This is a genomic window from Aquimonas voraii, assembly GCF_900101825.1.
GTDB lineage: Bacteria > Pseudomonadota > Gammaproteobacteria > Xanthomonadales > Xanthomonadaceae > Aquimonas > Aquimonas voraii.
Window position 1 is genome coordinate 12,842 of sequence record NZ_FNAG01000019.1, and the last position, 15,073, is coordinate 27,914.

Annotated in this window: 11 protein-coding genes and 1 riboswitch; of the genes, 8 read left to right on the forward strand and 3 right to left on the reverse strand. The window is 68.5% G+C overall.

Features of this window, described 5'->3' with window-relative positions; translation table 11 throughout:
• Nucleotides 1-35: 35 nt before the first annotated feature.
• Together BLP83_RS17190 and BLP83_RS17195 are read right to left on the reverse strand one after the other, a co-directional pair.
• Nucleotides 36-2,345: a ribonucleoside-diphosphate reductase subunit alpha gene (locus BLP83_RS17190; protein WP_091245807.1), complete on the reverse strand. Its 2,310-nt coding sequence runs from the start codon at nt 2,343-2,345 to the stop codon at nt 36-38.
• 397 nt (nt 2,346-2,742) lie between these two features.
• A riboswitch (cobalamin riboswitch) is annotated at nt 2,743-2,954 on the reverse strand.
• 60 nt (nt 2,955-3,014) lie between these two features.
• Nucleotides 3,015-4,427 carry a solute:sodium symporter family transporter gene (locus tag BLP83_RS17195; RefSeq protein WP_091245810.1) on the reverse strand — a complete coding sequence of 471 codons (1,413 nt, stop codon included), beginning with the start codon at nt 4,425-4,427 and terminating at the stop codon, nt 3,015-3,017.
• Nucleotides 4,428-4,540: 113 nt separating this feature from the next.
• Between BLP83_RS17195 and BLP83_RS17200 the strand changes: the two genes are divergently transcribed.
• The 8 genes from BLP83_RS17200 (at nt 4,541) to BLP83_RS17235 (ending at nt 14,497) form a co-directional block, all read left to right on the forward strand.
• Nucleotides 4,541-5,086 carry a hypothetical protein gene (locus BLP83_RS17200; RefSeq protein ID WP_091245813.1) on the forward strand — a complete coding sequence of 182 codons (546 nt, stop codon included), beginning with the start codon at nt 4,541-4,543 and terminating at the stop codon, nt 5,084-5,086.
• A gap of 190 nt (nt 5,087-5,276) precedes the next feature.
• A complete protein-coding gene (nadA, locus tag BLP83_RS17205; protein WP_091245816.1) occupies nt 5,277-6,305 on the forward strand; it encodes a quinolinate synthase NadA in 1,029 nt (342 codons plus the stop codon).
• Between the two features lie 4 nt (nt 6,306-6,309).
• Nucleotides 6,310-7,803, forward strand: a complete 1,494-nt coding sequence (locus tag BLP83_RS17210; RefSeq protein ID WP_245680071.1) for an L-aspartate oxidase — start codon at nt 6,310-6,312, stop codon at nt 7,801-7,803.
• 71 nt (nt 7,804-7,874) lie between these two features.
• Complete coding sequence (locus BLP83_RS17215; RefSeq protein WP_091245823.1) at nt 7,875-9,512, forward strand: sensor histidine kinase; 1,638 nt, start codon at nt 7,875-7,877, stop codon at nt 9,510-9,512.
• Nucleotides 9,513-9,599: 87 nt separating this feature from the next.
• On the forward strand, nt 9,600-11,024 hold the full coding sequence (locus BLP83_RS17220; RefSeq protein ID WP_091245826.1) for a sigma-54-dependent transcriptional regulator: 1,425 nt from the start codon (nt 9,600-9,602) through the stop codon (nt 11,022-11,024).
• Complete coding sequence (locus tag BLP83_RS17225) at nt 11,011-12,009, forward strand: serine/threonine protein kinase (RefSeq protein ID WP_091245828.1); 999 nt, start codon at nt 11,011-11,013, stop codon at nt 12,007-12,009. The genes BLP83_RS17220 and BLP83_RS17225 overlap by 14 nt, the downstream gene beginning before the upstream one ends.
• Before the next feature lie 205 nt (nt 12,010-12,214).
• Nucleotides 12,215-13,120, forward strand: coding sequence for a peptidylprolyl isomerase (locus BLP83_RS17230; protein WP_091245831.1), 906 nt, complete (start codon nt 12,215-12,217; stop codon nt 13,118-13,120).
• Between the two features lie 348 nt (nt 13,121-13,468).
• Nucleotides 13,469-14,497: a LysR substrate-binding domain-containing protein gene (locus BLP83_RS17235; protein WP_091245834.1), complete on the forward strand. Its 1,029-nt coding sequence runs from the start codon at nt 13,469-13,471 to the stop codon at nt 14,495-14,497.
• Nucleotides 14,498-14,793: 296 nt separating this feature from the next.
• Here BLP83_RS17235 and BLP83_RS17240 read toward each other — a convergent pair whose 3' ends face one another.
• Nucleotides 14,794-15,069, reverse strand: coding sequence for an oxidative damage protection protein (locus BLP83_RS17240; RefSeq protein WP_091245836.1), 276 nt, complete (start codon nt 15,067-15,069; stop codon nt 14,794-14,796).
• Nucleotides 15,070-15,073: the final 4 nt, after the last annotated feature.

Below are 15,073 nucleotides of genomic sequence, written 5' to 3' on the forward strand. Positions count from 1 at the left end.
TGACTTCTGCCCCGACGGGACTGCCGCCTCGGCGTTCATTGGCAGGCCTCGCAGGCTTCAGGGTTCTCCAGCGAGCAAACGCCAGCTTGTTCGGCTGCGTTGGAGCTCAAGGTGGCCTTGGCGATCTTTGTGGCAGGGCGCGAGCGCAGGTAGTAGGTGGTTTTCAGTCCCTGCTTCCAGGCGTACATGTACATGGACGACAGTGCACCGATGTTCGGGCTCTCCATGAACAGGTTCAGCGAAGCAGACTGGTCGATGAAGGGGCCGCGCTCGGCGGCCATGTCGATCAGCGAGCGCATCGGCAGCTCCCAGGCGGTGCGGTAGATTTGCCGCAATGGCTCGGGAATTTGCGGGATGTTCTGGATGGAACCTTCGGCCAGCTTGATTGCGTCGCGCATCTCGGCGGTCCACAGGCCCAGCTTCTTCAGCTCATCGACGAGATAGCGATTGATCTGCAGGAAGTCGCCCGACAGGGTCTCGCGCTTGAACAGATTGCTGACCTGCGGCTCGATGCATTCGTAGCAGCCGGCGATCGAAGCAATCGTCGCGGTCGGAGCGATCGCGATCAGCAGCGAGTTGCGCAGGCCATGCTGCTGGATGCGTGCGCGCAGCGCCTTCCAGCGCTCGGCCTTGGCGGGCGTCACGCCCCAGGCATCAAATTGCAGCTCGCCGCGGGCCGCGCGCGTATTGGCGAATGCGGGATGCCGCCCACGGTCCTGTGCGAGTTCGACCGATGTCTCCAGCGCGTGAAGGTAGACCTCTTCGGCGATCCGCGCCGACAAAGCGCGTGCTGGTTCGCTGTCGAAGGGAAGGCGCAGCCGGAAGAACACATCCTGCAGGCCCATGCAGCCCAAGCCCACCGGCCGCCAGCGCAGATTGCCGCGACGCGCCGATTCGATCGGGTAGAAGTTCAGGTCGATCACGCGATCGAGTTGGCGCACAGCCAGTCGCACGGTTTCCGCCAAGGCCTCGAAGTCGAACTGGCCATCGGCATCGAAATGCCGCGCAAGGTTGATCGAGCCGAGGTTGCAGACGGCGGTTTCCTCGGTCGAGGTGACCTCGAGAATCTCGGTACACAGGTTCGACAGGTGGATGACGTTGCCGGCCTTGGCGGTCTGATTGCTGGCCGCGTTGCACTTGTCCTTGAAAGTCATCCAGCCGTTGCCGGTCTCGGCCAGCGTCCGCATCATCCGCGCGTAGAGCTTGCGCGCGGGCACCGACTTCGCCGCCTTGCCCTGGGCTTCCGCCTGCGCATAGGCGCGCTCGAAGGCATCGCCATACAGGTCGGTCAGCTCGGGCACCACGCGCGGATCAAACAGCGACCAATCCTGATCCGCCTCGACCCGCTTCATGAACAGATCGGGCACCCAGTTGGCGAGATTCAGATTGTGCGTGCGCCGCGCCTCGTCGCCGGCGTTGTCGCGCAGCTCAAGGAAATCCTCGATGTCGGCGTGCCAGGTCTCCAGGTACACGCAGGCCGCGCCCTTGCGCTTGCCGCCCTGGTTCACCGCGGCCACCGACGCATCCAGCGTCTTCAGCCAGGGCACGATGCCGTTGCTGTGTCCATTGGTGGAGCGGATCAGCGAGCCGCGCGAGCGAACCCGCGTGTAGCTCACGCCGATGCCGCCGCTGAACTTCGACAGCTGGGCAATATCGCTATAGCGCTGGTAGATCGATTCCAGCGAATCCTGCGGCGAGTCCAGCAGAAAGCAGGACGACAGTTGCTCATGCGTCGTTCCGCTGTTGAACAGCGTCGGCGAGCTCGGCAGATACTCGAGCTGGGCCATGCGCCGGTACAGCGCCAGGGCCTCCGGTACGTCCTCACTGAGCGCGCAGGCAATTCGCAGAAAGAACTGCTGGGGCGTTTCGATCACCTTGCGTGCGTGCGGATGGCGCAGCAGGTAGCGGTCGTAGAGCGTGCGCAGGCCGAAGTAGTCGAAGCCACGGTCCAGCGAGGCGTCCAGCGCGTCGTTGAGCTTGCGCGCATTCGCCTGCACGAAACCGAGCAGGCGCTCGTTGATCAGACCCAGCTCATGGCCGCGGGTGATCGACTGCGAGAAGGCGTGGATCTCCTGGCCGGCGACATCCTTTTCGATCACCTGGGCCAGCAGGCGCGCCGCCAGACGTCCGTACTCCGGGTCCTCGTTGGTTAGCAGTGCCGCCGTGCGGATCGACAGCTCATCCAGCTCGCGCGTGCTGGCGCCGTCGTACAGGCCCGAGATCGTACGGGTGGCGACCCGCATCGGGTCGACCGAGTGCAGACCCTCGCAGCAGCGGGTTACTGCGCGCACGATCTTGTCCAGATCGACCGGCTCGCGGCGACCGCTGCGCTTGGTCACGCACATGCCGGGGGCGTCGTGCGGTGGGCGGAGTTCAAGGGAGGGGCGGGCTGTGGCTCCGCTGTGATCGATGCGATTCGAGTCCGTTGCGCTGGCGTCGAGCGACGCGGGTCTCTGCGCGTCGTTTGCAGCGCTTGGAGCGTCTTGTGTTTGCATGGGGTGGGTCCGTGTGGCGCACGGTGCGCGAACCCTCCCTCGCGGGGCCGCGCGCTTGAGCGAACGTCAACACAGACGCAGGCCTCGACCGGAACGGGCCGGTCGCGCGCACGACTGCGGCAACGCCCCCTCGGGCGTTGGACTCTCCACCGGTCGAACGACAGGACTCAGCGCATGGCCGTCAGGCCGATGCGAGTGCGTCCGGCCGCTTCCCCGCGGAAGCCCTGATGCCGGGACCGTGCGTGTGTGCTTCGCACGGCTGTCGGCAGGTCTTCGGGCTCATGGACAGGCCCGGTTGCACCCGGGCACCTACTGGCCGTCGCTTCCCGGAGCCGCTGAGCTCCAGTGCCAATGACGGCGGTCGTTTCCACATACCGCTGCGGGGCAGCGCCGGTTTCACACCGGCTTCCCTATTAAGCCGACCCTGCGGGGTTCGGCACCGACGGGCCACAAAATATTGGGGTTTGGATGCCGAGTCAACCCAAGATATTGTGGTCGCCCCCGTCGCGCAGAGGGCTGTCAATGCGAGCCTGTGGCGACCCGCGGCGGCAGCACCCGACCCAGCCCCCACATCAGGCCCAGCGCCGAGAACAGGGTGATGAACATCAGGTGCAGGTAGTGCAGGGGCGTCCACCAGAAGGTGAAGTAGGCATAGAGGGCGGCACCGAACACCAGCGCGATCTTGGCTGCCCGGGGGTCCGGGCGCTGGAAGAACACCGCGGCCAGGAACACCGCCAGCACCGGCATCGAATACAGTCCGTTCAACTGCTGCAGCGTGGCGATGATGCTCTGCGAGTTCTGATAGAGCGGCACCAGCGCCACGGCGACCACGCTGGCCACCACCGCCACCGCCTGACCGATACGGCGCACGTTGGCCTTGGGGTCGATGTAGCGCACGTGCAGGTCGAGCGTATACAGCGCGGCCGCCGAGTTGAGGCAGGAGTTGAAGCTGGACAGCACGGCGCCGGCGATCACCGCGGCGAACGCGCCCGACAGCCACGGCGGCAGCACATCACCGACCAGACGCCCGTAGGCGACATCGCCGATGTCGCCGTAGAGCTTGTAGGCGATGATGCCCGGCAGCACGACGATCAGCGGGATGACCAGCTTGAATGCGGCGGCGGCATAGATGCCCTTCTGCGCCTCGCGCACGGTTCGGGCCGCCATCGCCCGCTGCACGATCACCATGTTCGTGCCCCAGTAGAACAGGTGGGCGAAGAACATGCCGGTGAGCAGGGTGGTCCACGGGATGTCCGAGTCGGCGTCGCCGATCAGGCTGAAGCGCTCGGCCGGAATGCCCGACAGATCCCAGTCGATGGCGGACATCGCGAATGCCGTGACGGCGAGGCCCATGACCAGCAGACCGACGCCGTTGAAGGTGTCCGAGATGGCGATGGCACGCAAACCACCGAAGGCCGCGTAGGCGAGTCCGGCCGCGGCAAGTGCCGCCGCGATGCTCAGCACCGAGAAGTCCAGCGCGAACATCGACTTCATGAACACGGCGCCGGTGTAGAGCACCACCGGCAGCAGGATGAACTGGTAGCCGAACAGGAACAGCAGGCCGACGCCGGCGCGAATGCCGGAGTCGCCGAACCGGTGTTCGAGCAGCTCGGTCGTGGTGGTGCAGCGATACTTGTAGTACAGGGGCACCAGCACCTTGGCCAACACGATCAGAGCGACCGCGGCGCCAAACTCCCACCACGCCACCAGGGCCATCTGCGCGCCATTCATGCCGACGATCTGTTCGGCCGAGATGTTGGTGAGCAGAAGAGATCCCGCCACCACCGGCCACGCGAGACCACCGCCGGCCAGGAAGTATTCGCGCGAGGCCTCCCCGGAATGCTCGGCTCGCCGGCAGAACCACCAGGTCAGCGCGGCGACCAGAAGGGTCAGGCCAATGAAGATGCTCCACTGCAGCGCGCTGCTGGTCATGCGTTGACTCCTCGGCCGCCCCCGCGGCCCGCGGGGTACGCTAACCGCTGGGGCTGGATTGCCCGTTGTGCAGTTGCGTTGAATACGTATTCACGGACATCGCCCGGAGGCCCATGGCCGTTGACACCGCCGACATCGAAATCCGCGTGCAGCGCATCGAACAGCTGTTCGATTCGCTGGATCCCTCGCCCTTTCGCGAGAAATCGCTGAACGTGGATTTCGAGACCTACCTGCGCGACTGCGCCGGCGAGCACTCGCCGGGCACGCGCCTGCGCCTGCACATCCACGCGCCCGCCGAGCTACGCGCGCGCGGCGCCGACATCGAGTCGGCCATCCACGTCCATTTCCGCTTCCTGCTGCAGCAGGCCGAGCGCCGCCACCGGGCCAGCCAGCGGCGCTACCGTAGCGTGGTGCTTGCCGGTTTCGCCGTGCTCGCGGCGAGCCTGGTGCTGCGCCGGCTGATCGAGGGCTGGCACAGCGCCGTCAGCGAAGTGGTGATCGAGGGCCTGCTGGTGCTGGGCTGGGTTGCACTGTGGCGGCCGATCGAGGTGCTGCTGTTCGAGCGCAATGAAGCTCGGCAGCATCGGCAGATGCTGGCCGCGCTGGCTGCGATCGAGATCGACTGGCGACCGGCCGACAGCGCGATCGAGCCCGTCTGAGCTGGCGCGGGCGGGGGCGGACCCTGATGTGCTGGCGGAATCCGGGCGGCCAGGGCCGATCCGCGCTTGACGCCCCTTATGCTCAAACCTAGCATTAGGCCCTCCTTATGCTCATGTCGAGCATAAGCACTCGGCGTCCGAGCCCGCCTTCCGTCAACGGCCGCGCCGCGTTTCCGCATCCGGAGTGCCCATGAGCCCTGCCAGCCTGTCGAGCCTGCCCACCGCCGATGACGCCATGGCGCGTCGCCACGCCGCCCTGCGCGAGCGCACCCGCCAGGTGATCTCCGACGCCGAGTGGGCCCTGCACCTGCCCTACATCGACGCAATCCAGCGCCTCAAGCGCGAAAAGCGGGCAGTCATCCTGGCCCACAACTACCAGACGCCGGAGATCTTCCATGGCGTTGCCGACATCGTCGGCGACTCGCTGGCGCTGGCCCAGCAGGCCGTGAACGTCGATGCCGACATCATCGTGATGGCCGGCGTCCACTTCATGGCCGAGACGGCCAAGATCATGAACCCGGCCAAGACCGTGCTGATTCCGGACACCGCGGCCGGCTGTTCGCTCGCCACCGGCATCACCGCCGAGGACATCCGACTGCTGCGCCAGCGCTATCCCGGCGTACCCGTGGTGACCTACGTCAACACGACAGCTGAAGTGAAGGCCGAGAGCGATGTCTGCTGCACCTCGGCGAACGCGGTGCACGTGGTCGAGTCGCTGGGCGTGGACCGCGTGCTGTTCCTGCCTGACCAGTACCTCGGCCAGTACGTCGCCTCGAAGACCCAGGTGGAGGTCATCCTCTGGCAGGGCAGCTGCGAGGTGCACGAGCGTTTCACCGGCGCCGAACTGCGCGGCTACCGCGCAGCGCAGGGAGACGTGCACATCCTCGCCCACCCCGAATGCCCGCAGGACGTGCTCGCCGAAGCCGACTTCGTCGGCAGCACGGCGGCGATGATCCACCACCTCGACGCCAAGCGGCCGAAGCGGGTGGTGATGGTCACCGAGTGCTCGATGAGCGACAACGTCGCCGTCAACTTTCCGGACATCGAGTTCACCCGGCCCTGCAACCTGTGTCCGCACATGAAGCGGATCACCCTGCCGAAGATCCTCGACGCCCTGCGCTTGGGTCAGCATGAAGTGCAGGTCGATGCCGAGACCGCGCGCCGCGCCCGCCAGGCCGTGCAGCGCATGCTCGACATCGGTCGGCGCGAGGCGGCGTAAGCGCGTGCGCGCCGAGGTCCTGATCGTCGGCTCCGGCATCGCCGCGCAGAGCGCAGCGCTCGCGGCGGCACCGCGGCGCGTCCTGATCCTGACGCCCGGGCGACTGGGCCTCGATGGCGCCAGCCACTGGGCGCAGGGCGGAATCGCCGCGGCGATCGGCGCGGGCGACAGCGCCGAGGCGCACGCGCAGGACACGCTCGCGGCCGGCGTCTTCCACAACGACACCGAGCGCGTGCATGCGCTTACCGCCGCGGCGCCCGAACTCATCGACTGGCTGGCCGCCATCGGCGCACGCTTCGACCGCGACGCCGCGGGTGCCTTGAGCCTCGGCCGCGAAGCCGCGCACTCGGCCAGGCGCATCGTGCACGCTCAGGGCGACGCCACCGGCGCGGAGGTGATGCGAGCGTTGGCAGCAGCAGTGCGGCGCGCCTCGCATATCGAGGTGCTGCAAGGCTTCGAGGCGCGCGCCCTGCTGCAATCGGAGTCGACCGTGGCTGGCGCGCTGGCCGAGGACCGCAGCGGCCGCCGCTATGCGCTCACCGCCGGCGCGGTGGTGCTGGCCACCGGCGGCATCGGCCAGCTCTACCGCTACACCACCAATCCGGCGCATGCGGACGGCAGCGGCCTGGCGATGGCGCTGGAGGTCGGTGCCGAACTGCGCGACCTGGAGTTCGTGCAGTTCCATCCCACGGCGCTGGCGGTGCGCGGGCTAGACCCTGCGCCGCTGCCCCTGTTGACCGAAGCCCTGCGTGGCGCGGGTGCGGTGCTGCTCGATCACGCCGGCCGCCGCTTCCTTGCGGACACGCCCGGCGCCGAACTCGCCCCGCGCGACGTGGTGGCGCGCGCGGTGTACCGGCAGCTGCGGCAGGGGCCGGTATGGCTGGATGCACGCGAGGCCGTTGGCGCGGCCTTCCCCGATCGCTTCCCTGCGGTGTTCGCGTTGGCACTGCAGCACGGTCTGGATCCGCGCACCGAAGCCCTGCCGGTGGCGCCGGCCGAGCACTACCACATGGGCGGTATCGCCGTGGATGTCGCCGGCCAAAGCAACATCAAGGGCCTGTTCGCGATCGGCGAATGCGCCTGCACCGGCGTGCATGGGGCCAATCGACTCGCCAGCAACTCCCTGCTCGAAGGCCTCGCCTTTGGCCGTCGCACCGGCCGAAGTCTTGCCGCCTGCGAGCTGCCTGCGATCCGTCCCTGGCGCGCGCCTGCGCTGGCCGCCGAGCCCGCCGATGCGGACGCCTTGAGCCTGCGACTGCGCCATCTTCTTTGGGATCACGCTGGCATCGAGCGCGATGCCCAGGGTCTTGCCACCGCCGCCGAGTGGCTGCGCGAGAACCTGCGTGCTTCGCCCGCGGGCAGCCGCATACATGCACGCTTTCGGGTTGCGCAGGCGCTGGTGCAAGCCGCACAGGCGCGCCCGCTCAGCCTTGGTGCGCACTGCCGGGTGGACGGCACTGCTCTCATCGAGGCGGGGGCGCGACGCCAGCGCGCCTGAGTCACGGCAGCGGATCGCCTCGCTGGCGCCCCGCCTATACTCGCCGCCGGCATCAGCGCGTGGACCAGGGCATGAGCGAGCAGGGCGCGGAGGCGGCGAGGGCAGGCGACACGGCGACCGAACTTGGGCTGCGCCGCGAGCTGTACTTCTTCGCCCTCTACCGCGCACTGGAGGGCGCCTTGCTGGTGTTCGTCGTGTTCAGCCCGTTCGCGGCCGACCTGGTGCAGCTGGTGTCGCCGGGCCTGGCGCGCGGGGCGGCGGCGGTCTACATCGTGTTGGCCCTGCTGCTGGTGGTTGCCGCCAGCCAGCTGCGCCTGCGCCTGCAGGCGCAGGCCGCGATCGGCCTCGCGCTGGACATCGGCATCGCCCTGCTGTTCTTCCACGTGACCGAGGGAATCGATACCGCGATCAGCCTGATGATGCTGGTCAATGTCGGCGCCGGCGCGCTCCTGCTGCCGCTCCGGGTCAGCCTCGCACTGGCTGCGGCGATGGCCTTCGGCGGCGTCGCCGAGTATTTCCTCACCGGCCTCGGCGACCGCGGCGGCTCGCGCGACCTGGTCGAGTCGGTGATGTTGGCGATCAGCTACTTCGCGGCAGCGGTGCTGTGCAACCTGCTGGGCCGGCAGATGCGCGAGGCCAACCGGCTGGCCGCCCAGCGCGGGGAAGACCTCGCCAACCTGTCGCAGCTCAATGAGCTGATCATCCGTCGCATGCGCACCGGCGTGCTGGTGGTCGATGCCGGCAACCAGATCCAGCTGAGCAACGAGGCAGCCTGGAACCTGCTCGGCCAGCCCTCGCCGGCCGAGCAGTACCTCGGCACGGTGGCGCCCGCGCTGGCGCGGCGCCTGGCCGACTGGCAGCGCGGTCGCGAGGGCGCCAGCCAGCCGCTGCAGCTGGCCGGCGAAGGCATCGAGGTCATCCCGCGTTTCGCCAAGCTCTCCGCCAGCGACGGCCTGGTGCTGATCTTCCTCGACGATGCCAGCCTGGTCTCGCGCCGCGCCGAGGAGCTGACCCTGTCCACGCTCGGGCGCTTGTCGGCCAGCATCGCGCATGAGGTGCGCAATCCACTGGCGGCGATCAGCTACTCGGCCCAGCTGCTGGAGGAGTCGCCCGACCTGCCCGAAACCGACAAGCGCCTGGTCGAGATCATCCTCTCGCACTGCCACCGCATGAACGGGATCATCGAGAACGTGCTCAACCTTTCGCGGCGCGAGCGCTCGCGACCGGAGCAGGTCGACCTCTCGCAGTGGGTCCGCCAGTTCGTCGACGACTACCAGGCCAGCCATCACCTCGACCAGGACCAGCTGATCGCCGCACCGCCGCCGCGTCGCCTGTATGCCGTGGTCGATCCGGCCCAGCTGCATCAGGCCGTCACCGTGCTGGTCAGCAATGCGCTGAGCTATGGCCGCCTGCCGGGCGAGCCGGCGCGCGTCACGGTGAGCGCGCGGCAGGCGCTGGATTACGGGCCGCCGGTGGTGGAGGTCATGGATCGCGGACCCGGCATTCCGGCCAAGGTCGCGGCGAGCATCTTCGAGCCCTTCTTCACCACCCACGAACACGGCACCGGGCTGGGGCTCTACATCGCCCGCCAGCTCTGCGAAGCCAACCAGGCCAGCCTGGACTACGTGCCCGTGCCCGCCGGCGGCGCCTGCTTCCGGATCACCCTGGCCAAGTCGCGCAACTTCGGGCAGCCCGTCGGCGAGACGTAAACCGGACGGTGTCGTATCCTCACGCGGGCTTGATGCCCGCTGCCCGCGGCGGCTCCGCCGCCGGGCCCCGAATCCTGACAGGTGACCATGTCGACCACGCGCTGTGCACTGATCGTCGACGACGAGCGTGATATCCGCGAACTGCTGGTGCTGACCCTGGGCCGCATGGGCCTGCGGGTCGAGACTGCAGCTGACCTTGCCTCGGCTCGCGAGCAGCTCTCGCGCCAGCGCTATGACCTGTGCTTCACCGACATGCGCCTGCCGGATGGCAGCGGCCAGAGCCTGATCGAGCTGATCTCGCAGAAGTATCCGGAAACGCCGGTGGCGATGATCACCGCCTACGGCAACGTCGATGCGGCGGTGAATGCGCTGAAGGCCGGCGCCTTCGATTTCGTCTCCAAGCCGGTCGACCTGCATGTGCTGCGGCGGCTGGTGCAGAGCGCGCTGCAGCTCGGCGAGCAGCGCCGCGCCCAGCTGCAGCTGTCCGCCAACAAGCTGCAGGGCGATTCGCCGGCGATGCAGCAGCTGCGCGCCACCATTTCCAAGGTCGCGCGCAGCCAGGCGCCGGTCTACATCAGCGGCGAGTCTGGCGTCGGCAAGGAGCTGGTGGCCCGCCTGATCCATGAACAGGGCCCGCGCGCCGAAGGCCCGTTCGTGCCGGTCAACTGCGGCGCCATTCCCTCCGAGCTGATGGAGAGCGAGTTCTTCGGCCACAAGAAGGGCAGCTTCACCGGTGCCCACGGCGACAAGGAAGGCCTGTTCCAGGCGGCGCATGGCGGCACCCTGTTCCTCGACGAGGTCGCCGAGCTGCCGATCCACATGCAGGTCAAGCTGCTGCGCGTGATCCAGGAGAAGTCGGTGCGGCCGGTGGGCGCAAACACCGAGCAGCTGGTGGACGTGCGCATCCTCTCGGCGACCCACAAGAACCTCGCCCAGCTGGTCGCCGAGGCCAAGTTCCGCCACGACCTCTACTACCGCATCAATGTCATCGAGCTGCGCGTGCCGCCGCTGCGCGAGCGCACCGGCGACATCCTGCCGCTGGCCGATGCGATCCTGCGCCGGCTTGCACAGGAAAACGGCGACCCGCCCTACCGCCTGAACGACGATGCCGTGGCTGCACTGAAGGCCTATCCCTTCCCCGGCAACGTGCGCGAACTGGAGAACATCTTGGAGCGCGCGGTGGCGCTCTGTGACAGCGGCAGCATCGGCGCCGACGACCTGCACCTGCCGCGCGCGGCCGCCATGTTCGTGCCCGAGGCGCAGGCCGGCGCCGTGCCGCCAATCGCGCCGACGCCTGCCGCCGCCCCTGCCGCGGGACCGACCGTGGTCGAGGCGGCCCCGGCTGCGCGCTCGCCGACCGAGCCCCTGACCGACTTCATCGAGCAGGTCGAGCGCGAGGCGATCATGAAGGCGCTCGAGGAGTGCCGCTACAACAAGACCAAGGCGGCGGCCAAGCTCGGCATCACCTTCCGCGCCCTGCGCTACAAGCTGAAGAAACTTGGCATCGACTGAGCCGTCGGCTTCGGCCAAGCCCTACGCCGGGCTGGATCCGGCCAGCGTGATCGCCGCGGTCGAAGCTCAGGGCCATGCTTGCAGCGGGCATGTGTTCGCACTCAACAGCTTCGAGAACCGCGTGTTCCGCGTCGGCCTCGACGAGGGCGCGCCGCTGGTGGCGAAGTTCTACCGGCCCGGCCGCTGGAGCGATGCCGCGATCATCGAGGAGCTTGAGTTCACGCGCGAGCTCGAAGCCGCCGAGATCCCGGTGGTGGCGCCGATCGCGCGTGAGGGGCAGTGCCTGTTCCGTCACCAGGGCTTCCGCTTCGCTCTGTTCCCGCTGCGCGGTGGGCTCGCCCCCGAGCTGGATGCGCCAGCGACGCTGGAGCAGCTCGGCCGCGCGCTGGGCCGCCTGCATCAGGTCGGCGCGCGCACTGCGTTCCGACACCGCCCGCGCATTGATCTGCTGAGCCACGGCGAGGCGCCGCTGGAGTTCCTGCTCACCCAGGGCTGGCTGCCCGCCGAACTGGAGGCCAGCTTCGAGCAGACCGCGGAATCCCTGCTCGATGCCATCGAGGACGCCTTCGACGAAGCCGCCCCGCTCGCCGAGCTGCGCCTGCACGGCGACTGCCACCCCGGCAACCTGCTCTGGCGCGAGGGCCAGATCCAGTTCGTCGACTTCGACGACTGCGCCACCGGGCCGGCCATGCAGGACCTGTGGATGCTGCTCTCCGGAAATCGGGAGTCCATGCGCCGCCAGCTCGGCGATCTGCTGGAGGGCTACAGCCTGTTCCGCGCTTTCGAGCCGCGCGAGTTCGTACTGATCGAAGCCCTGCGCAGCCTGCGCCTGCTGCACTACCACGCCTGGATCGCGCGGCGCTGGGCTGACCCGGCGTTTCCGGCGGCGTTTCCGTGGTTCGAGGAACGCGCGCACTGGGATCGGCTGCTGAACCAGTTGCGTGAGCAGCTCGACCTGCTGGAAGGGCCGCCGCTGAGGCTGTAGAGCCGGCAATCGGGAATCGGCCGAGCCGGCGCGTGCGGCGCGCTCCCGCGCGCTCCCGCGAGCGTCAGCGGATGGCCCAGCGATGTAAGAAGTGCGTGGCCGCAATCCTCCACGGGCGCGGCGCTCCCGGGGCCGTGTCCGCTGCAGGCTTGAGGCCCGCGTCGCGCCGGTCCACAGTCGGCACACCCGACCACCGGAGCCCCCCATGCGCCACTTGTTCGCCCTGAGCCTGCTGTTCGCCACCGCCGTGTATGGCGGAGTCCCCAAGCCGCTGAGCAGCGCCGAGGTCCTGGCGCAGGCGCCGGCCGAGGCCTGGCGCGCGGTCGAGCCGGAGAATCTCGTCCTGCTGGAGCTCGACTCCGGCACGGTCTACATCGAGCTCGCCCCGGCCTTCGCGCCGAAGCACGCCGGCCAGCTGCGCGGGCTGATCGCACAGGGCTATTTCGACGGCCTTGCGGTGCTGCGCTCGCAGGACAACTACGTCGCCCAGTGGGGCGATCCGCTGGCCGACGACGTCGAGCAGGCGCGCCCGCGCGGGGAGCAGGCCGAGCGCCTGGCCGCCGAGTTCGACCAGGCCAGCGACAAGGTCGGCGTTTTCACCCCGGTGCCGGATGGCGACGTCTATGCGCCCGAGGCGGGCTTCATCGACGGCTTCCCGGCCGCGCGCGATCCCGCGACTGGCCGCAGCTGGCTGGCGCACTGCTACGGCACGCTCGGCGCCGGCCGCGACAACGCTCCCGACAGCGGCAGCGCGGCCCAGCTCTACGTGGTGACCGGGCACGCCCCCCGCCATCTGGACCGCAACGTCACCCTGTTCGGCCGCGTGCTGGAGGGCATCGAGCATCTGTCGAGCCTGCCGCGCGGGCGCGCGCCCCTCGGCTTCTACGCCGCCGACCAGGCCAAGCCCGCAGTCAAGGCCATGCGTCTGGCCAGCGCGATGGAGGCCGCCGAACGGCCGCGCTTCGAGGTGATGCGCACCGACTCCGACAGCTTCCGCGCCTTCATCGAATCGCGCCGCTTCCGCTACGAAGCCTGGTTCGCGCACCCGGCCGGGCGCATCGAGGTCTGCAACGTCGCGATTCCGACGCGGCGCAGCACCGTCGCGGACTGACAAGGTCCAAAACCGCATACGACACTTTGGTCATATGCCCGTAAAAAACGCTGGCGGGCTTGACACAAACCCGTTAGGTTCGATCCATCGCTTCATATGACGCGATGCACCAACCGAGCAGGCCTGTCGGCCTGTCCGGTTCAGCAAGACCCCCGCACCACCCAAAGCACTCCCGGGCGCGAAGTCGCCCACACCCGAGGTCACGACCATGAAATCGATTAATACCGGCAACCCGTGTATTGCCATGTCCTACGTAGGCGGTTGGGGCTTTACCAGCGCCCACTGGTACACCCTTGACGCCAGCAACGACACCCAGCACCAGCCCTTGCGATCTCCCGGAACGACATCATGACCCTGACCCAGCTCCGCACCGTCCTCGCCATCGTCGACTCCGGGCTCAACGTGACGCTCGCCGCCGAGCGTATCCACGCCACCCAGTCCGGCCTGTCCAAGCAACTCCGCCAGCTCGAATCCGGGCTTGGCTTCCGCCTCTTCAAGCGCCGTGGCAAGAGCCTCGAAGCGCTGACACCCGAAGGCCAGGAAGTCGTGCAGCGCGCCCGCCGCATGATTGCCGAAGCCGAACAGATCCGTGCGCTCGCGCAGAGCCTGAAGCGCGACAACGGCGGTGTCCTGTCCATCACCTCCTCGCCCACGCTCGCGCGCAGCATCCTGCCCGCTGCCATGTCGGTGCTCCAGGCCGAACAGCCGCAGCTGGTGATCCGCCTGCGCCACGCCAGCCGTGAGGATGCGCTCACCCAGCTCGCCACCGGCGATACCGATATCGCCCTGGTCAGCACCTCCACCGATGTCCCGCCCGGCCCGCTTGCGGTGCCCGTGCTGCGCTGGCAGCGGGTGGCGGTGGTGCCGCGCAACCATCCGCTGGCCGAACTGCGTCGGGTGAGCCTGTCCCAGCTCGCGCGCCACCCCTTGATCAGCTACGACTCGACGCTCGATGAGCGTTCGAGCCTGCGCCGTGCCTTCGCCTCCGCCGGCTTCAGCCTGCGGGTCGGCTGCACCGCCCAGGACAGCGAGCTGATCAAGAGCTACGTGCGCCGCGGCATGGGCGTGGGCATCCTCGCCGAGCTCTCGCTCGACGAGAACGACACCGATCTCGTTGCCCTGCCGCTTGGCCACCTGCTGCCGATCTGCACCACCTGGGCCATGCCCCGCACCGACCGCGCGCTGTCCGCCCCGGTCGAGCGTCTGCTGGCCTTGCTCGCCCCGCATGGCGACCGCGTCGCCGTGCGCCGCTGGCTCGCCGGCGATCGCCGCAGCGGCCCCGCTCCGCTCGAACCGGAACAGGTGCCCGTGTGGCAGCTGCAGCGCCCCACGCCCACCGTCAGCTCGCGCGCGGTGCTGGCTGCGGTCTGTGCTTGAAGGGCCGGGATTCGGGATTCGGGAATCGGGATTCGGGATTCGGGATTCGGGATTCGTTAGAAGCGGGACGCGGACTGGTTCGGCGGCTTCGCTCAATGGATTCCTAGTTGTGATTCCGGTCCTCTAGAGCTCCAGCGCGTTCTTCGAAGCACTGCTGTCAAGCCCCTCTCCCCTCGTGGGAAGCGGAGGAGAGTGTCGGCTGCCGGTGGCAGCCGACACTCTCCGGAGCCCGAGCGAAGCGAAGGCAGGTTGGGGACAGGGGGCCAATCTCGCCCCACCCTTCGACTATCCCGACCTCAGCGCGCGTCTGGCGCGACGTAGCCCGCCACCGCATCCGCCCCACCGCCGAACAGGAACTTCTCCATCTGCTCACCCAGGTAGGCGCGGTGCTTGGGGTCCATCGGCGACAGCCGGTTCTCGTTGATCAGCATGGTCTGATGCGCCAGCCATTCGGCCCAGGCCGGCTTGCCGATCTCGCTGTAGACACGCTTGCCGAGCTCGCCCGGCCAGGGGGCGAAGTCGAGGCCTTCGGTTTCGATCTTGTGCTTTGCGCAGAACACGGTGCGGGGCATGGGG

Excerpts from the sequence above, each read along its gene's own strand:
- BLP83_RS17190 (WP_091245807.1), bottom strand. The coding sequence starts at position 2,345 with ATGTGCGTGACCAAGCGCAGCGGTCGCCGCGAGCCGGTCGATCTGGAC.
- BLP83_RS17195 (WP_091245810.1), bottom strand. The coding sequence starts at position 4,427 with ATGACCAGCAGCGCGCTGCAGTGGAGCATCTTCATTGGCCTGACCCTT.
- BLP83_RS17200 (WP_091245813.1), top strand. The coding sequence starts at position 4,541 with ATGGCCGTTGACACCGCCGACATCGAAATCCGCGTGCAGCGCATCGAA.
- nadA (WP_091245816.1), top strand. The coding sequence starts at position 5,277 with ATGAGCCCTGCCAGCCTGTCGAGCCTGCCCACCGCCGATGACGCCATG.
- BLP83_RS17215 (WP_091245823.1), top strand. The coding sequence starts at position 7,875 with ATGAGCGAGCAGGGCGCGGAGGCGGCGAGGGCAGGCGACACGGCGACC.
- BLP83_RS17220 (WP_091245826.1), top strand. The coding sequence starts at position 9,600 with ATGTCGACCACGCGCTGTGCACTGATCGTCGACGACGAGCGTGATATC.
- BLP83_RS17230 (WP_091245831.1), top strand. The coding sequence starts at position 12,215 with ATGCGCCACTTGTTCGCCCTGAGCCTGCTGTTCGCCACCGCCGTGTAT.
- BLP83_RS17235 (WP_091245834.1), top strand. The coding sequence starts at position 13,469 with ATGACCCTGACCCAGCTCCGCACCGTCCTCGCCATCGTCGACTCCGGG.
- BLP83_RS17240 (WP_091245836.1), bottom strand. The coding sequence starts at position 15,069 with ATGCCCCGCACCGTGTTCTGCGCAAAGCACAAGATCGAAACCGAAGGC.